16 protein-coding genes and 1 pseudogene are annotated in these 17,133 nt (G+C 41.6%); 10 read left to right on the top strand and 7 right to left on the bottom strand.

Annotated features, from left to right (window positions below; genetic code table 11):
- Positions 1-199 precede the first annotated feature (199 nt).
- The 3 genes from ACWPAB_RS12875 to ACWPAB_RS12865 all read left to right on the top strand — a co-directional run bounded on the left by ACWPAB_RS12875 (position 200) and on the right by ACWPAB_RS12865 (position 3,483).
- A complete protein-coding gene (locus ACWPAB_RS12875) occupies positions 200-1,072 on the top strand; it encodes an Rgg/GadR/MutR family transcriptional regulator (RefSeq protein ID WP_016381999.1) in 873 nt (290 codons plus the stop codon).
- 141 nt (positions 1,073-1,213) lie between these two features.
- Positions 1,214-2,656, top strand: coding sequence for a C69 family dipeptidase (locus tag ACWPAB_RS12870; RefSeq protein ID WP_003584098.1), 1,443 nt, complete (start codon positions 1,214-1,216; stop codon positions 2,654-2,656).
- A gap of 194 nt (positions 2,657-2,850) precedes the next feature.
- On the top strand, positions 2,851-3,483 hold the full coding sequence (locus ACWPAB_RS12865; RefSeq protein WP_003584100.1) for a membrane protein: 633 nt from the start codon (positions 2,851-2,853) through the stop codon (positions 3,481-3,483).
- Between the two features lie 172 nt (positions 3,484-3,655).
- Here ACWPAB_RS12865 and ACWPAB_RS12860 read toward each other — a convergent pair whose 3' ends face one another.
- Positions 3,656-4,255 carry a hypothetical protein gene (locus ACWPAB_RS12860; protein ID WP_032764510.1) on the bottom strand — a complete coding sequence of 200 codons (600 nt, stop codon included), beginning with the start codon at positions 4,253-4,255 and terminating at the stop codon, positions 3,656-3,658.
- Positions 4,256-4,632: 377 nt separating this feature from the next.
- Here ACWPAB_RS12860 and ACWPAB_RS12855 point away from each other — a divergent pair.
- A pseudogene (locus tag ACWPAB_RS12855) lies at positions 4,633-5,106 on the top strand (hypothetical protein).
- Positions 5,107-5,608: 502 nt separating this feature from the next.
- Here the strand turns inward: ACWPAB_RS12855 and ACWPAB_RS12850 are convergent.
- Both ACWPAB_RS12850 and ACWPAB_RS12845 read right to left on the bottom strand, forming a co-directional pair.
- The gene (locus tag ACWPAB_RS12850; protein ID WP_016368245.1) at positions 5,609-6,658 is read right to left on the bottom strand and encodes a nucleotidyl transferase AbiEii/AbiGii toxin family protein; all 1,050 of its coding nucleotides are present in this window, start codon (positions 6,656-6,658) and stop codon (positions 5,609-5,611) included.
- Entirely contained in the window at positions 6,655-7,392 is a 738-nt protein-coding gene (locus ACWPAB_RS12845; protein WP_003582854.1) for a DUF6577 family protein, read from the bottom strand. The genes ACWPAB_RS12850 and ACWPAB_RS12845 overlap by 4 nt, the downstream gene beginning before the upstream one ends.
- Positions 7,393-7,603: 211 nt before the next feature.
- On the opposite strand from ACWPAB_RS12845, the gene ACWPAB_RS12840 reads away from it, so the two are divergent.
- The gene (locus ACWPAB_RS12840) at positions 7,604-8,335 is read left to right on the top strand and encodes an AzlC family ABC transporter permease (RefSeq protein WP_016381997.1); all 732 of its coding nucleotides are present in this window, start codon (positions 7,604-7,606) and stop codon (positions 8,333-8,335) included.
- Positions 8,302-8,631 (top strand): AzlD domain-containing protein, encoded by a 330-nt coding sequence (locus ACWPAB_RS12835; protein WP_003577245.1) that lies wholly within the window; start codon positions 8,302-8,304, stop codon positions 8,629-8,631. The genes ACWPAB_RS12840 and ACWPAB_RS12835 overlap by 34 nt, the downstream gene beginning before the upstream one ends.
- Before the next feature lie 237 nt (positions 8,632-8,868).
- Here ACWPAB_RS12835 and ACWPAB_RS12830 read toward each other — a convergent pair whose 3' ends face one another.
- The 3 genes from ACWPAB_RS12830 to ACWPAB_RS12820 form a co-directional block, all read right to left on the bottom strand.
- Complete coding sequence (locus ACWPAB_RS12830) at positions 8,869-9,159, bottom strand: hypothetical protein (RefSeq protein ID WP_011673952.1); 291 nt, start codon at positions 9,157-9,159, stop codon at positions 8,869-8,871.
- A gap of 912 nt (positions 9,160-10,071) precedes the next feature.
- The gene (locus tag ACWPAB_RS12825) at positions 10,072-10,947 is read right to left on the bottom strand and encodes a CPBP family intramembrane glutamic endopeptidase (RefSeq protein ID WP_003562562.1); all 876 of its coding nucleotides are present in this window, start codon (positions 10,945-10,947) and stop codon (positions 10,072-10,074) included.
- Positions 10,948-11,292: 345 nt separating this feature from the next.
- A complete protein-coding gene (locus ACWPAB_RS12820) occupies positions 11,293-11,943 on the bottom strand; it encodes a bifunctional 4-hydroxy-2-oxoglutarate aldolase/2-dehydro-3-deoxy-phosphogluconate aldolase (protein ID WP_003562571.1) in 651 nt (216 codons plus the stop codon).
- A gap of 397 nt (positions 11,944-12,340) precedes the next feature.
- Here ACWPAB_RS12820 and ACWPAB_RS12815 point away from each other — a divergent pair, with 397 nt between their 5' ends.
- The 3 genes from ACWPAB_RS12815 to ACWPAB_RS12805 all read left to right on the top strand — a co-directional run bounded on the left by ACWPAB_RS12815 (position 12,341) and on the right by ACWPAB_RS12805 (position 14,051).
- Positions 12,341-13,033, top strand: coding sequence for a GntR family transcriptional regulator (locus tag ACWPAB_RS12815; protein ID WP_003582859.1), 693 nt, complete (start codon positions 12,341-12,343; stop codon positions 13,031-13,033).
- A 276-nt stretch (positions 13,034-13,309) separates the two neighbouring features.
- Positions 13,310-13,666 (top strand): hypothetical protein, encoded by a 357-nt coding sequence (locus ACWPAB_RS12810; RefSeq protein WP_003582860.1) that lies wholly within the window; start codon positions 13,310-13,312, stop codon positions 13,664-13,666.
- A 64-nt stretch (positions 13,667-13,730) separates the two neighbouring features.
- Complete coding sequence (locus tag ACWPAB_RS12805; protein WP_003572918.1) at positions 13,731-14,051, top strand: hypothetical protein; 321 nt, start codon at positions 13,731-13,733, stop codon at positions 14,049-14,051.
- A 188-nt stretch (positions 14,052-14,239) separates the two neighbouring features.
- Here the strand turns inward: ACWPAB_RS12805 and ACWPAB_RS12800 are convergent, their stop codons facing one another.
- Entirely contained in the window at positions 14,240-15,115 is an 876-nt protein-coding gene (locus ACWPAB_RS12800) for an Rgg/GadR/MutR family transcriptional regulator (protein WP_016368242.1), read from the bottom strand.
- 91 nt (positions 15,116-15,206) lie between these two features.
- On the opposite strand from ACWPAB_RS12800, the gene ACWPAB_RS12795 reads away from it, so the two are divergent.
- Positions 15,207-16,799 (top strand): ATP-binding cassette domain-containing protein, encoded by a 1,593-nt coding sequence (locus ACWPAB_RS12795; RefSeq protein WP_016368241.1) that lies wholly within the window; start codon positions 15,207-15,209, stop codon positions 16,797-16,799.
- Positions 16,800-17,133 lie beyond the last annotated feature (334 nt).

Raw genomic sequence — 17,133 nt, 5'->3', positions numbered from 1 at the left:
GTTTAAAAATTTTCGTGGTTGGGAAAAAGATAACGCCGAGGTAAAGAATTCCTAGGACTAATAACATTGGAATTTACACCTTTCGTCTCCTAAGCAGTGGCTGGCGGGTTCGATACAATAAAGTATATTCAATCGAATTAAAAAAATGATATTTGACAAGTATTGCGTCAAAAGTTTACAGTGCTTTTACTTAAAGGAGATGACGAGTCTGACTCATGGTGAATTAATAAAAAAGTTGCGTCTTGAAAGAAACTTGTCACAGGAAGCGTTATCGGACGGTATTACAAGTAGAAACACCTTGTCTTCTCTTGAAATCCGAAAATCGAATAGTTCCTTTCAAAATTTGTTTCAATACTGCCAACGTATGAATATCACCTTGGAAGAATATGAATTTCTTTATAATGGTGGCAAAGTTGATTCAAAAAGGGAGTTTGCAACCCGTGTTTCACGTTCTTTCAAGAAGAATTTTGATCCTGAACTCGTGGCTGACCTAAAATTTCAATACTTAGAAACACATGACTTTTTCTTCTATAGTCTGTATGCGCAGTACTATCTGATAAAGAAGCATTTCAAAACCTCTTCGCTTAGTACCATGAGTGATGGCGCTGAAGGCTCAGAAGTATATCTGATCAGGCTTAATATTGAGCGATATTTGGAATCAATATACACATGGGGACGGTTTGAGCTGACGTTATTTGCTAATTGTCTCTTTTTGTTTAGTGACGAGTATATTCGGTTTCAATACCGAGAAGCTATTGTCTATATGCGTCAGTTTGTAGACAGTTCAAACTATTCGACCGATTTGCTTAAGTTTTTAATCAATGGTACCCAGTTGTCGTTTGATCGTAACTGCATGGAAAACTTTGCTATTTTTATGAAAGAGCTTAAGAAAGTGGCAAAGATATATGCTAATACAAAGGCAAGCTTGGTTGTTAAGATTTTTGAGACCCTCCATAAATGCCGCAAAGGTGAACAAAGTCAAAAAGATCTGACAGCTTTGAAGCAAACGCTTCAATTTTTGGGAGAAAATACTTGGTTAACATATGTCTTAGAAGCCAGTGATCGATTTTGAGAACAATTCCCAAAGATGAGAAGTTTTAAATGCTGTCTGTAGCACCTTAGTTTAGCTATTTGCCCACATCGTCTAACTAACTTATTAATAATCGGTGCTGCACCAGTGCTATCATAAAGTCATCTGAAAGGAAGCGTGGCTATGGATCAGTTTGTGAATCACTTGAGTTGTACAGCGTTGCTTGTTGGTAAGAAGGCGTCGGTTGATGGATCGACGATGATTGCGCGAAATGAGGATGCTAGCGGTGGGATTAATCCGAAGCGTTTCATTGTTGTGCAGCCGGCTGATCAGCCGCAACGATACGTATCGACATTCAATGGGTTTCAGTTGGATTTACCGCAAACACCGTTGCAGTATACTTGCACGCCGGTTGCTGATCAAAGTCATGGGACTTGGGGTGAAGCTGGTATCAACAGCGAGAATGTGGCGATGAGTGCAACTGAAACTGAGTTCACAAACACCACAATGCTGGGATTGGACCCGCTTGAGCCGGACGGTATTGGTGAAGAGGCCATGTTGACGGTGGTATTGCCTTATATTCACAACGCTCGCGAAGGTGTCGAACGCCTGGGCGAGTTGGTCACCAAGTATGGTACCTGCGAAAGTAATGGGATCGCCTTTTCTGATGCTAACGAAATCTGGTATTTTGAAACAGTTGGCGGCCATCACTGGGCGGCGGAACGGATTCCTGATGATCGTTATGTGCTGGCTCCGAATCAAACTGGTATTCAGGAGATTGATTTTCAGGCACCGGAACATTACAAGTACAGTGCTGATCTCAAAGACTTTGCAGCTAAGTATCATTTGAATAAGGCAAAGGAAGGGTTCAATTTTCGAGACATTTTCGGTGAAGATACGCAGGCCGATCATTATTACAATACGCCGCGGGTTTGGTATGCCCAGAAAATGCTGAATCCTGAAATTGATCAAGATCCTGAAAGCCGAACGATGCCGTTTAGTCGTGTCCCGAGTCACTTGATTTCAGTCGAAGATGTAGCGATGGTATTGAGCAGTCATTACCAAGCCACCGACTTTGATCCTTACGGGCAGACCGGCACGCCTGAGACGCGGCGGCGCTATCGTCCGATTGGCATGAATCGCAATCAAGAAATGCATATTCTACAAATTCGGCCAAATATGCCGAAGAGTCATGCTGCCATTCACTGGCTTGCGGAAGGCGTTAATATTTTCAACAGCCCGGTACCATTTTTCGCCAATTGCACGACGACACCGGAGAATTTCCAGTACACGCCGATTGATAAAAGTTCAACCGATAGCTTCTATTGGCTCAACAAGCTAATCGCTATGGTGGCTGATCCGTTGTTTGCGGAACATGACTGGGATGCCGAGTTCGCCGTATCTGAAAGTCGCAAGTTTGGTTTCGCTGCCGGCCGTGCCGCTGTGGCCAAAGGGGATGCGGCTTTTGCCGATGTCAAACCAGAAGATCTGCCAGCGTGGCATGATGCGTTGAACGCCGAAACGGCAGCGACGATCACGAATGACCTACAATACCTCTTACACCAGCTGGTTTGCATCCGCGCGGAGAAAATGACACCAAGCTTTGAAAAAGGCGGGGAGCTTTAATCGGACTGCGAACTTAGCGCAGGTGCGACCGGTAAAAGAAGCAGTATGTCAAAAAAATAAACGCTCAGTCCTACTGACGGATTTTCATCAGCGGGGCTGGGCGTTTATAATAGGCAATATGCTTTTGACAAGTATATTGACAGAAAGAAGGTCATCGCATTAAAAATACGAAAACGGAACGCTGGATCGGTTTGATGGTTGGCTTAGTTCTGAACGCTGCCGGAAATGGCCTTTGTATTGTTGGGGCTATGGGTAGTGGCTTATGGACGGCGGCCGCCATTAACTTGAATGACTGGCAAGGGTGGAATATTGGCGCGGTACTGTTTACCTTTGGGGTGCTGAACGCGCTATCGAATCTGTTGTTAATTCGGCGCTGGGATTGGCCGCGGTTGATTGGCGAAGTAATTTATACACTGTTCTTCAGCTATTTTGTCAATGTCTTTACTTGGCTATTCACATGGCTTGGACTTGGCAACTGGCCAATGGTGGCGCGCATTTTCGTCTCCTGCTTCGGGGTCTTCTGTTTTTGTGTGGCGATTTCACTCTATCAACGCGCCAACATCATCATGCATCCAAACGATGACACCACCAATATCCTGCGATTTCTCTATTTTAAAGGCAACGCCACTGCTTCCCAGATTACTGATTTTATCCCCCCAATCATCGTGATCGTAGTTGCGTGGATCGCGACAGGTAAGCTCTTAGGCATCAATATCGCGACATTGTTCTCATTTCTCGGCAACGGCATCATCATTGCATGGGCAGACGAGCATGTTTGGCCGCGGTTGGTACATAACTTTAAGGTGAAGCCTAGCGAAGCGAAATGATATGCCTATTTTCCTCAATAATCGTTCCTTGGGATGCAAATAAAGCTATAAACGTTTTGCACAAAAAAGGCTCCGCAACTGACTTGATTGTCTGCGGAACCTTCTTTTAGTACATGGTTGATCGAATTTAAACTTACCGTGATTTTCGTGCTGATGACTGTAAACCAGTCGATTAAAAGAAAATCTTGGGTAAATAATACGGCGTTACTGAACTTGGGATGCCGTTGGTGACGGCTAGGAAGGTGAAACCATACACCACCATCAGGAACATAACTAGCATAAACAAGTAGCATTCTTTTTGTCGCTGCAAGATGGTTGGCGAAGTCCATAGTAAGTCTTCGGGTCGATGGCTGTCATCTTCAATGAGCGCCAGTAAGCGGGAATATTGATACCACCACGTCATGACACCAAAGGACCCCACAATGCTTGCCAAAATCAGCAGCAAATTCCGCGAGCCATCAGATTGGCTTAAGGCCCAGAGGCGAGTCATGCCAACGGGAACGAGATTGAAAAGCAGTCCAAACTGAATACTTAGTGCACCGACAAAAAGTATCGCCGTTATGATCAAGAAGATGTGCGAAATAATTCGCAATATTCTGAGTAGCAGATGCCGTGCGTAAATTGTTTTCTTATAAAAAACACGCGCATGGTAGATTTGTTCTCGAGTCATCTGCGAAAGTCTTTCCTGCTGAAAGGAAATGGCTTTCTCATCTTCGACTCGAATGATTCGTGCTGGCACAAAGAAGACTGCCAAGATGACTAATATGACTATATGACTAGTAGACGCAACATGAGGAATCCTTTCTGAGATTGATTTTGGGCATTATCTTAGATAACTTAATTCAAGAAAATACGAACACATTTCTTTTGTGAAATGTTTGGTACCGATAAGATTGCGTAACATAACTTAATTAAGCGTGAATTGTGATAAGTACCATATGGATTTTTTGAAGTTTTAGTATACCGTTAAGCAAGTATTACGTGATGTCAGTATGAGATTAAGAGGCATCTAAAGTATCACTCAACAAAATAGAAGCTCTTTTGTTTAATGTACCCAATATTTAATTGTGAATAGGCCGAATGGCAACGGGATGCCACCGTGTCTTTAGCTCATGTATAGAAAACGGCTGGAGAAAGGAATTACAATATATGGATGTCTATATGCCCTTCATTGGAATGGTTTTTATCTGGCTACTATCGTCTGCAATTGTTTCAATTAGTAGGGAAAAAACAAAAAAGTGCCTTGCTGCGAGAAGGAAAATATACAAGTGAAAGTTATTTAGAAACTAGGAAGCAAATGCAAAGATTTACCACAAATGAGTCAAACCATCTCTTTAATCATTTTTACAACATTGTTATTGTTTGGTACTTTTTCATCGTTGTATTCTCATTAGGTGCGATAACGACCAATTTTTCAAGTGCTCCAGTTATCTACCTAATTGATACAATTTTCTTCTTCTTTTTTGCTTTTTTAACTTTGGTGCATCCTATTATACACAACAGATAAGAAGAAAAATGAATAGCGGGTTGCCGGAACATACCTTTGTAGCGAAAGCGCTAATTTTAATTTTTCGAGACTTTGGCACTGCATTAATATTTTTGATTTCTTACTTGAGAGCATAGTTTGCTATAAAAGTGTAAGGCACATTTCAATTACACATCTATGCTGCTGCAGTTCTCTTTTACTAAAAAATCAGGCCAATGATGCGACATTGGTCTGATCTCAATAAGCTAATGGTAATTGGTTTGTGATTATTCTGGAGACGCAGTGCTGAACAATCCCTTTGAAAGCAGTGAGAAGAGGGCTGTTATTCCAGGGGGTTGCCATGCCACCGGATTGAACAAGAGCATAGATTGACGCAATGGTCAAAAGTCCGAGGACGGTATAAGTTGCAACTTTTTCGAGATCAACCACGAAGACAGGATTCGGTTCGGAAATGGGTTGATAAACGGGGTTATAGTCATTCTTTGGAATCAAATTTTGATGAATGTAAGTTTCTAATGTTAGCGTATATTTACCTTCAACAGAAGCATTCGAACCCCCGTTCTAGAGGATGGTGTTTGATTTTTGCCGAGCTGTCTAATTCTTTTTCTTGAAACTAAAATTGACGAGGCATTTATATCTTCATTTACTAAGTTCTTGAGCTTTGACAAAGTAGTAATATGCCTCTGGACTAAATTTTTTGATTTTTGCCATTTTTTTAAATAGTGGCGTACCAGTTAGTTCGGGCAATTGTTCAGAAGAATTATAATGGTCAATAGTCGTTTGATTGAATTTTAACAAGCAGGCTAAATACGCGGCTTTAGAAGCACTGACCACAGCTTCTTCTACGATGTAGTTTCGATCAATGATGTGAGATTTGATTCTGCGGATGCCGTCTTCCAATTTTAAGAACGTTTCCTTGGCGCTACTACCTCGTCCCCCAATTATACAAGCTGTTTTTAGAATATCTTCCAAAACATCAGCAGAATCCAGAGCGTGTAACCCACGATAAGTAAGTTCTTGTGCAGCGCATTTATTGAAAGCGGATTTAATTTCAGCTAAGTCATTTGCCTGATCAAATAAACTTTCAATATCAAATAACTGTTTGATGATCTCCATTTCTTTTCCTTTACTATAAGGAATTCCACTAGTGTTTGGGGCAAATGCGGTTAGTTTATCACCCAGAACGCTTTCAACGTCAGGGACAAGAACAGTGTTATTTGGCGGTAAAGTTTCGATAAATGGACCATCAATCGATAACTCTATTAAGCGATTGTATGGGGATTTCTCAAATAAAACGTCAAGTAGTACATAGGATTCTGTACCATCTAATGGTGATGGATAGAAAAATTTAAAGTGAGCTTTTGGAATCCCTGATCGATATCGTAATTGTTCTTCAAAATGGGTGAAAAGAGATTGGTCAATAATTGTTTGAAACGTACTGGATAGATCATCCTTTGAAATTTCGTTAGTAATAATGATGTCGATATCAATGGAGAATCGTTTGATTTCTCTCAGTAAAAGAAGTAAACAGGTTCCGCCTTTGAAAACAAATTTTAGGTGAGTATCTGTGATGTTCTCCAGCAAGTATAAAGCGTGGGTTACTTTATCTAAAAGATTGTGGTCTAAGTTTCGATAATTTTTTTCCAAGGAGGTGTACCAGTTCGTAGTAAAACTAGATTCCTGAATCATCTTATTTCTCCTATAATAGACATTATTTCTTTTAGCCTGTGATATTGATTCCGCTTTTTTGCATATCGGGTAAGTGTTGAATAATTAATGTTGTAAGTGGTGAGTGCAGTCGTAATAATTACTTGGACTTCTGCTGGATCGACTGGAAAAACAATTGGATTGTTCGCCAATAAATCAACAATTAATTTTTCTATCTTAGGAATATAAAAGCTTTTGTTAATTCTATTCAGAGGTGAATCTACGTACAACCTATTCACAATGATATTCTCTTTTGAGGGTTGAATATAATAGTCATACAATTTTTGGCTTGGGGAAACAAAAGTATCAGGAAACTGTTCTTTCAAAAAGTGAAAGGCAGCGCTTAACACATCTGCATCAATTTCGATAATTAGATTGTTTGATTGATAGACGTGATTGGATAACTTTCCAATCCATTCGGTAGGATACATGCTAAAGTCCACATAAGGAAACTTACTCTGTAAAAGATTGGCTACATTCAACATCCTTTCATCAGGCAATGGTGCAAATGTTTTCTTGTCATTGAGTGTATAGAGACCTATCTTGGGACTGTAGATGATCCCTTGCCGTTTCAGCTCATAGATACGCCATCGCAATGTGTTCACGGGTAAATCGGGGGTGAATTGGCGATAAAAGGTCAAAAGTTCTTTAGTAGAAGCAGGTGGTCTATTGGTTAAGAATGAGATCAAGTCATTCTGATGTAAGTTACTAGCCATAATAGTCCTCCCAACCAAATTATTGGGTCTAAATGAATATTCCACCCGAATATTTGCTTAATTTTACCAAATATTTGGGTCTAATTCAAATTGAGACCCAAATATTTGGTTTTATGAGCTTGATCAAACTTTCATTCTCATTAGATTTCAGTTGCAACCCGCTTAGTAAATAGTACACTAACATTAATATACTAATGACGGAGGGACCAAGATGAATGATGAGCTGACGATTCGAAGTGGCATTCACGATGTTATGCCAACGGTGTTTGGGTATATTACGGTTGGGATGGCTTACGGGATTGTCGCGAAAACCGGGCATTTATCCCTGCTCATGATCGGGTTGATGTCCCTGATCGTGTATGCGGGATCAGCTCAATTTGTGTTGGTGAGCATGTTGGCGACAGGTAGTCCGATTGGGGCAATGGTTATTTCGACGGTGTTGATCAATGCGCGGATGAGTTTGATGTCAATGACGGTGGCGCCGTACTTAAAAGACGAATCAATGACGCAGAATGTGCTGATTGGAACCTTGTTAACCGATGAAAGTTTTGCGTTGTCGATGAACAAACTCAATTACACCGATCATCATTTAAATGCCCCGTGGTTTCATAGTGTGAACGTTGGTGCTTATTTAGTTTGGTTTGTGGCCAGTTTACTAGGCGCGTTGATTGGTGGGCTGATTCCTAATCCAGACAGTTTTGGGTTGGATTTCGCCGTTGTTGCCATGTTTATCGGGCTGTTATATTTACAAATGATCACGGATCGGTCCAAGCCTTTTTTGCGGCATCTGAGCGTCGCTGGGGTGGTGGCCGCGGCGATGGTGGTGTTGGTGCGGTATTTGCCAGGGACGACAGCGATTATCGTGGCGACAGTGATCGGTTGTTTGTTTGGAATGGGGGGTGGAACGCCATGCAGAATCCTGAAACCTTTGCGGCAATCCTGAGTTGCGGTTTGGCGACTTGGCTGTTGCGGGTCGTGCCGATTGTCTTGGTCAAACGGATGACGATCCCCAAATGGCTGCTCCATTTTCTCAGTTTTGTGCCGGTGGCGATTCTTTCGGCCATCTTTGTTGAAAGCCTGCTGGTGATTCATCCTGGTCAGTGGCCAGGCGTCAACTGGTCGAACCTATTGGCATCACTTCCGGCCATTGCGGTTGCCATTATCACGAAGAGCCTCTTCGCCGTTGTGGTCGCAGGCGTTGCTTCGATGGCAATTTTGCGGCTGCTGGGCTGGGCGTAGGACTGGAACGATAAGACGAAGGCAATAGGCTATAAGTCCTTCAAGCGTTTTAACGTTGACTAAAAATCGCTAGTCTGGTGCGCTAGGGTAAGATCGCCCGATTGTGTTTGCTAATCACAATTTTGCGGTCTTTTTACTGTTCATAAAATAAAGAACAGTATATCCAAAGGAAAAAGGATACACTGTTCTTGTCGATTGGGGCGGACATGTCATGACGCAAGCCGTTTATCAAACCGTTTACAATGAAATCACCCTTAGAATCTGCAAACATACGAGTACTAGCATGCCAAGTAGCGCGATCAAAAAGACGAGCGACCCTACCTTGGCAGCTTTAAGTCTAAAATATTCGTAGATGAGGTAAGTGATGAGAGAGAACGGGATGACAAAAACCCATATCATCTCTAGAACAGGCGATCTTTTAGGGAGTAGATAGGGCATGAAAATTACATAGAAACCGATCCAGAACGTTTGAAATCTGAGGACATGTTGATAGCGCTTCTTGAACAAGGCAGTCCCTTTTTCATTCATTCAAATCGCCTCGTTTTTGGTTAAGCACGACAAATGCAGAGATGCACAATTTGAGACGTTGCAGTGAGCCTACAACCAATTTTATTATAAGCTGGGATAATTGATTAGGTCAACAATTGGGCTTTCTGGATAATCTCCCACCTAAAAGCAATTTTAAGCATGAAGATGGAATCGGTATACTCGTCAAATTGACATAGGCAAGGATCAATTTAGTTTTTTGGGGCGGGTGCTTTTTATGATCGCAATAGCTGAGTGTCAGCAATTAAATACAAGATCATTGCTTGGTAGGCACACATGGAAGACGCTAGAATCAATCGTATGACTGAGTGTTTGCGTGGTCTTTTAGCGATTTTTAATGTAGAGAAACAATCCAGCCTATGACAATGACGGAAATGAGATAGAAAATCTGCAGAACGATTGCACCGGGTATCCATCCATTAAGCGCGATGAAATCCAAGGTTGAACGCCTTTTCGTGAAAAGATAAACGGCAGGGATCAGCCCGAAAATAGGCACAACAAATGTAACGATCAACAATATGATTAACCATATTTTTCAATATTTGTCATGATGAATCGCTCCATATAGCCATCTAGCGATAAGTCGAAATAATCTTATGGGCACGATTTTACCACGAATCAACTCGCAGTCTCTTCAGTAGAGATCAGATGCGAGACCACCAGTATCAACTCACGCTAGAACAACGTACTGCTCCTTTTAATATGGAGGGGATGGCACAAAATAAGTTTGTGTCTGACGTACCGTCGTGCTAGTGCTGGGTAGCGGCAGATGATGCACTTAAGTTGAATGGCGTTGTCAGTCATCACAAATAAACAGGCAGCGTCATCACGAACTGAAAGAGTTCTTGATAGCGGTGCCTGTTTTCTGGTGATGATCAAACTTAACAGCCGAATTTAAAAACCGGCGATAGTCGTACCGTATAACTTCCCCTTCTGTTTCTGTAACAGACTTAGAACCCAGAAGCTTAGGGCCAAGTATAACCCGATAGTTAGCCAACTGGCTTCGACGCCAAAAGTGCCGCCAGTAATGAATGGGCTCAAACCGGTATTCGTTGACTTCAAGATCATGCCTGAATCAGATAATCCGGGGACAGTCACACCAAACAACCTGCTTTCCGCGAAGTTCCAAGCGGCGTGGAAGGCGCCACAGAACCAAATGTTGCCGGTAATTAATCGGATTTCTGACAAGAGCATGCCGAAAAGAAAAATGCCCAAGAAAGCTGAAACACTAAACTCAGAATTGAAGCCGTTCATTAGGGTGAAAAAGATCGTATTCGCCAGACAAGCGGTTAACAACTTTTGCCGCTTTAACCAGTAACCCATGATGTAGCCGCGGCAGACTAACTCCTCAAACATGGATTGGAAAATGAAGCCGACTAAAAACAGTCCTAGAATAGGTATGCCGGAGAAAGAAAAGGCTAAACGGACGTGAAAGCCTTGTAGGCCAAAAATAAATAGCCAGTTTATTGCAAAGAGAAGAAGGCCAAATAAGAATCCTTTGGCATAGCGGTGAAGCATTCGTTTCTTTGCGAATGGTAAGTAGTAAGGATCGCCTTTGTAGCGAATGACGAGCAGAATAATACCAAATAGACTGGTCCAAAGCGTTAATAAATTGCCAGATGTTGAATTGAAGTTAAACTTTCTATCAAACAAAAGGATAGCAAGTATTGGGAATGCCGTAAGCATGAACCATCCGAAAGCAATAAAGAAAGGCAGCAGAAACCTTTTCACTTTTCTTATATTGATAATTTTTCCGAAATATCTATTCATAAAATAAATCATATCCCATCAAATAGTATTTTAAACCGCGCTGGACTTTCATTAGAATACGACTAAAGTCATTAATTTGTCTAGGCCTTTTTAGTCTGGATTACATTTAAAAACAAAGTCGGTAGCGCTTTATTAACGAAAGATACACTAGATAATGGATTACTTTCTCTAGAAAGCGGTATATCAAAAATTGCGCTGGGATAAGGCTTATGAGCACTTAGAGTGTCTTAATTGAAACTTTTTTAATAAAATAATAAATCAAACAAAAAAACACGGCTATCAAAAGTTGCCTTGATAAGTCGTGTTTTTTCGTTCAAACAAGTTTTTTAAGTTCATGTGCAGAGCTTACTTGCTAACCATAATCGCATCAAGCTTTGCCCGATACTTCTTTGCTGTTGCTGTGACACCGGCATAGTCACCGGTCTTGGCAGCTGCGGTGAGGTTGTTGCCGGCGCCGACTAGGGTCACGCCAGCATCAAACCAAGTTTCGAGGTTATTCAGTGATACACCGCCGGTTGGCATGACGGCTAGTTGTGGGAATGGGCCGTGGAGTGCTTTGATCATGGCCGGACCAGCAACGCTGCCGGGGAAGATTTTGACGAGATCCACGCCGGCTTCGAGTGCGGTTTGAATTTCGGTTGGGGTGAGGCAGCCTGGAGTATATGGAATGGCATAGAGATTACAGATTTTGGCAACGTCAGCGTTGAAGCTGGGGCTGACGATGAATTTGGCGCCAGCAATGATTGCCAGACGGGCAGTTGCCGGGTCAAGCACAGTGCCGGCTCCGATGAGAACATCTGCACGATCACCGTACTTTTCACTGAGTTGGTCTAATACACGATCAGCATGAGGTACGGTGAAGGTCAATTCAATCCCAGTAATGCCACCAGCGATGACAGCATCAACCGTTTTAACTGCTTCGGCAGCATCGTTGCCGCGAACAACAACAACACAGTTTGTCTTGATTAACCGATTGAGATAATCATATTTTTGCATTTTTTTATATCTCCTTAAATGTGTTCGATTAAGCAGAAGCGGATGGACTATGCTGATCGTAATTCATCTAAGGCACAGATACTTGATACTAAAATTCGCATCCTGCTGTATGAACTTGTTAAACTGAGACCACATCGTATATAAGGTACTTATTTAGTTGATCCCAGTTGAAAGGTCATTCTGAACGCAACGCAAGCATCACATTGTGCGTGTTCAACAAGTTTTAAAAGCCAAAACTGATATAACAGAGCATCTCTCCACGAAAATGATAGCGTTTACTAAAAGCGCTGTCAATGTTTGCTAGAAGTCTCTATAATTTTGGGAGCGAAGCAACATCTTTCTAAAAAAAATAAAAGTGTTATACAATAAAATGGATAAAAAAGGAAGCGTGACGTACATGCAGATTTCGAATTATCAAGATGAGGCCTATACTGCCATCAAGCAAATGATTCTCAGCATGCAGCTGACTCCCGGGGAAAAGGTCGATAAATATGAATTGAGCACGCAGTTAAATATCGGCGTGACCCCGATTCGGGAGGCAATTATTCGCCTGCGTCGGGAGGGCTTATTTGATGTCATTCCACAAAGCGGCACTTATGTATCAAAAATTAATGTGGATGAAATGAATCAAGGCCGATTTGCTAGAGTCGAATTGGAAAAAACTATTATTGCTAGCGCTGCTGAGCGTATGACAGCGGATCAAGTTGACGAATTAGAACAGCAAATTGCTCTTCAGGGTGTCTATGAACATAATCAAGACTATGGGCACTTTTTCAAATTAGATCATGATTTCCATGAACTCTTTTACATTGCAGATCACAAACAATTTGTATGGACGTGGGTACAACAAATGAATCTGCAGTTTATTCGTTATCGCTATCTACAATTAGAAATAAACGGCATGCACTGGCATCACATTATTGCAGAACATCAGGCAATTGTGGATGCAGTTAAGGCAAAGGATACAAGGTTGGCAAGTCAGATGGCCACCGATCACTTGTTAGCAGTTGGTAAAGATGTCAAATCAGTTTTAACCACTTATCCTGATTATTTTCAAAGTCATGAATCGAACGAGCCTCAGTTAACCTGACTGTGTTCTTGCTCGCGGAATGATTCAGTTAATCAATGACGTCTGAAAACGTAGATTTTTAACAATCCTGTTTTCAGGCGTTTTTGTGTACGGTCAGCTAAGTTCTGTGCATCGTGGGTGCTGAAACTTCGGCGATCAAAAATAACGACAAGCCAGCTCATTGACGTTAATCGGCGAAAACCCAACGTTTATTTTTTGAGGAACACAAAATTGCCGTGCACGATTACACTTAAAAGAAGAATCAACTTTTTGCATAATGCCGAGATGGAGCACTATATGTCAGCCAAATCAATCTTGAGAACGCGGTATCGAAATGGCTTTCGTGTCAATCAAGAACTGGGGATGCCTTATCATTTGTATTGCGGATTAAAAGCCACGCTGATGGCGCTGCCTTACGGTGTTTTCGTCAGTTCCCTAGGACCAAACTGGTCGTGGTGGGGGCTTCTTTCAGGCAGCTTATTGTGGCTATTCTTTTGCTTCAATTTTGAGATATACGTTTATCAGCATATTCAAACCAGAACGCTCGCTGTCATGCGGATTTCCAAGGGACAATGGCTGACGAGACTTGGGAGAACAGTCCTGATTTGTGGCGTTTTCGTCTATCTGTATATTTTTTATATAGCAGCGCCATGACAAGGTTGCTTTGCTATTCAGAAAGTTGCTTGTAAATGGAGAAGGATTAGAAAGCGAGGATATTATGAAAGCTGTCTATAAAGGCCGTCCAGCTGACGTTTGGGAGATTAGTCAAACCAATGAACGACCGGCGTGGGTTAAAGCCGCTTTTGAAGAGAACTATCTATGTTGGTTAGACAATCACCTGCGCATTTTAATGAGTGGACTGAACCCTTCGCTCGGTGCAAACTTAAAAACCGCCGCGGTTGGTACGATCGGCGGCGGTTTTGCTGGCTATAACATGTATGCGCTTGGGTATCTAGGTGATTATCTAGATGTCACGAATCATCGAGTTGTTTCGAAGAAAAAGTTTTTGAAGCAGTATCAGATTCAAGGGAATGCCTAGCTGGTCATTTTTTGTATATTGATAAGCTGGCTTCAAGACAAAACAAAAGAATCTGAAATTCCTAAACACTTGGAATCTCAGATTCTTTTTCTTTCCTAAAACTTTTTTTCAAGCGGAGACCTATAAGCAATCCATTGGGTAATTGCCGCTGCTATTATTCACGCAATCGGGGAGGCCGGCTTTTCGTTTCAAATATGATACAAGCCAAATTCTGGCAAATCTTTTTTTAAAGCGTCAACGAAGTCCACACAGTTTCCCGCCTTTAAAGCAGACAAAGCAGCACTAACTAGTTGTCTGCCTTCAGCTTCTTTCCCCGTCCTAAATAGCAATATTCCCTTATAGTAATTCAATAGCACGCGCTCTAATAGAAAAGATTCCGGTAAATCTTTTTGCTCAAGAACGGCTAGCGTTTTTAAAGCATGCTGGATTTGTCCGTACCGAATCAGCAGAGCAACTGTGTTTAGCAAGACATTCATACACGTCTCGTAAGTATTGGGTAGACCAATGTAAATAGCGCATTTGTCTAATAGGGTTTGTGAAAATACGGTGATAGTTTCAATGGGAAGCTGGGTCATTGTATTGCCGTAGAGGACGAGTTCAAAGTTTCCCCAGTCCTCACACTGAAATAAATAATCCGTTAGTACATTCAAGGGAACATGGCTAGGTAGGGGTTTCTTTTCTACCTCTGCGCGAACACATTCAGCCATAATCCAGTTCAGCTGATCAAAAATCAAATGCGAGTTTTGGCAACGCGCATATTCGGTGTCGACTAAGTGATTAAGTCCTTGAACATTATTACTTAGAGCAAGTTGCGTTAATTCGGTTGATAACTTGTTATCATATAAAGGCTCAAAGTGGTTCATGACGATTGTAAATTCAAAGGGAGTGACATAGATTTCCTTAAGCAAATGAAAGAATCTTTTGGTTGATAGGTCTGATGTGCCATTCTCAAATTTCGAAATCATACCCTTTGAGACAACATCGTCTGCTAAGGCGCTAAGGCTTATGCCTCGCGACTCTCTCAAGTACTTAAATGTTGCGCCAAAATTTTCGATGATGAGCATCTCCTCGTTTCGTTTTCGAAACATAACTATTGAAACTCAGTTTAGCGGTTATCGTATGAAGTATCAATAAAGGTCGGAGGAGTGCTTAATCATGAAAACATATTTAAGACATCAGCGAGGCCGCACAGGGATCAACATTGTTTGGATTATTGTGAACGTCCTTTTGTACACAGGCACATCAGTTCTCTTAACTTTTACAACGAATGCCATTTTTTCGAGGGATATGAAGGCACTCTTACTGTGGTCCGCCATTAATCTTTCAGTTTGGGGAACTTTTTTGATTAGCAATTATTTTCAGGCGGTTTTTCAAGAAAAACTCACGCAGCGGATTATGATTGATGTGCGTGATACCATTTCGAGAATGATTGTCGGAAGTTCTTATGCACAGTATCACAAACAAACAACCGGAGAGTATCTTTCTGAATATGTTAATGATGTTGGCAACATTGAAAGTAACGCCATTAAGAACTTATTCTCGTTGCTGTCTGATGGGACTACCGTTGTCTTCGCAACCATAGCACTTGCTGCTTATCACTTACTATTCATCCCAATGATTCTTTTCTTATCGATATTGATGCTGAAAATTCCTTCTCGTCTAGGTAAGCCAATGACCGTGGCGACGACAGAAATGTCAAACGGGAATGCGGCGTTCTCGAATCAAGTGACCAATGTTCTTAACGGATTTGATGTTTTATTAAATGCAAATAAATTAAGCAAACTTCAAGAACTGGTAAAAACGGCTGCCAAAAGATATGCGGAAGTGAAAGTTTCATACACTAAAACCAACGCTCGCATTTCTAATTCAATAGCAGCTTTGAGTATCTTCTGTCAGGTCATGGTCGATATTATGACCAGTATTTTGGCCATCCTTGGTGCTATTCCACTTGGGGCAATTAGTTCAACCGGCAGTATTGCTGCTAGTATTTTTAATTCTTTGTCTAGCCTTAGCAACGATGCCGTGCAGATTAAAGCAACGCACCCATTATTTGATAAAGTCATTCAAGGATCTTCTAAGTCGGCAATGGCACACGAAAGCACCCAAGAACCAGCATTTCAGCACGCTTTAAAGGTGGTTGATCTTAGCTATTCGATTAATGGGAGCAAGATACTTGATCACTTGAACCTCACATTTGAACGAGGAGGAAAATATGCGATCGTTGGTCGAAGCGGTGTCGGGAAGAGTACCTTATTGAAAATTTTAGATGGTCAAATCACGGATTATACTGGACATGTTTATATTGACGACCAAGATTTGCGGACGATGACAATGACAGCATTAACAAAAATTTCTCAATACGTTGATCAAAATGTCTATTTATTCAATGATTCAGTGGCGAACAACACGTCGCTTTGGGCAAACAAGCAAAAATCTGGGGACAGTTTGCAACAGGCACTATTAAAGGCAAAGGTAGATTTCGTTAAGTCATCAGATCAAATGATTGAAGAGAACGGCCAAAATTTGTCTGGCGGTCAAAAACAACGCTTAGCATTAGCAAGATTTTTCTACTCACCAAAACCAATTGCATTTGTTGACGAAGGCACATCTGCGTTAGACGCAGAAACTGCTAGACAAGTTACCAAGCAATTTTTGAATGACCCTGATATGACCTTGATTGAGGTGAGTCATCACCTTGATGCGCAGTTGAAGGGGGCATACGATCAAGTGATCAATTTAGGCGCATGACTTGGCATGTTGCCAGACTTGATCGAACAAACATTTCAAAAAATACTCGGAACAGATTCTTTCAGTGTCCCGAGTTTTTGTTTTGCACCAAAAAAATTCCCGATTTCTCGGGAATTTCTGTTGCTATTTGGTTTTCACTCTTTAACAAGGGAACTAAGACTGTAGATTATTCGCTTGCGACCCAACCGTAGTTTCCTAATTGTTTGAATGAAAAGACGTCATACCAAAGAACCTTTTCTGTTTCGCTGAATGAAAAATTGTCAGACAGTTTCTTACAAGTAGGGTCTTTATGGCATCATAACGGCGCGAACATCCTAGACGCTCTTTTAGACGC

The sequence above is a fragment of the Lacticaseibacillus sp. 30 genome, from assembly GCF_053819265.1.
Note: the sequence above shows the minus strand (reverse complement) of the source record. Positions and strands in the feature narration are given on the sequence as shown.

Coding starts and splice junctions, on each gene's coding strand:
- ACWPAB_RS12810 (WP_003582860.1), top strand. CDS start 13,310: ATGTCAGCCAAATCAATCTTGAGAACGCGGTATCGAAATGGCTTTCGT.
- ACWPAB_RS12825 (WP_003562562.1), bottom strand. CDS start 10,947: ATGAATAGATATTTCGGAAAAATTATCAATATAAGAAAAGTGAAAAGG.
- ACWPAB_RS12850 (WP_016368245.1), bottom strand. CDS start 6,658: ATGATTCAGGAATCTAGTTTTACTACGAACTGGTACACCTCCTTGGAA.
- ACWPAB_RS12815 (WP_003582859.1), top strand. CDS start 12,341: ATGCAGATTTCGAATTATCAAGATGAGGCCTATACTGCCATCAAGCAA.
- ACWPAB_RS12820 (WP_003562571.1), bottom strand. CDS start 11,943: ATGCAAAAATATGATTATCTCAATCGGTTAATCAAGACAAACTGTGTT.
- ACWPAB_RS12845 (WP_003582854.1), bottom strand. CDS start 7,392: ATGGCTAGTAACTTACATCAGAATGACTTGATCTCATTCTTAACCAAT.
- ACWPAB_RS12865 (WP_003584100.1), top strand. CDS start 2,851: ATGGTTGGCTTAGTTCTGAACGCTGCCGGAAATGGCCTTTGTATTGTT.
- ACWPAB_RS12875 (WP_016381999.1), top strand. CDS start 200: ATGACGAGTCTGACTCATGGTGAATTAATAAAAAAGTTGCGTCTTGAA.
- ACWPAB_RS12805 (WP_003572918.1), top strand. CDS start 13,731: ATGAAAGCTGTCTATAAAGGCCGTCCAGCTGACGTTTGGGAGATTAGT.
- ACWPAB_RS12840 (WP_016381997.1), top strand. CDS start 7,604: ATGAATGATGAGCTGACGATTCGAAGTGGCATTCACGATGTTATGCCA.
- ACWPAB_RS12795 (WP_016368241.1), top strand. CDS start 15,207: ATGAAAACATATTTAAGACATCAGCGAGGCCGCACAGGGATCAACATT.
- ACWPAB_RS12800 (WP_016368242.1), bottom strand. CDS start 15,115: ATGCTCATCATCGAAAATTTTGGCGCAACATTTAAGTACTTGAGAGAG.
- ACWPAB_RS12835 (WP_003577245.1), top strand. CDS start 8,302: ATGCAGAATCCTGAAACCTTTGCGGCAATCCTGAGTTGCGGTTTGGCG.
- ACWPAB_RS12830 (WP_011673952.1), bottom strand. CDS start 9,159: ATGAATGAAAAAGGGACTGCCTTGTTCAAGAAGCGCTATCAACATGTC.
- ACWPAB_RS12870 (WP_003584098.1), top strand. CDS start 1,214: ATGGATCAGTTTGTGAATCACTTGAGTTGTACAGCGTTGCTTGTTGGT.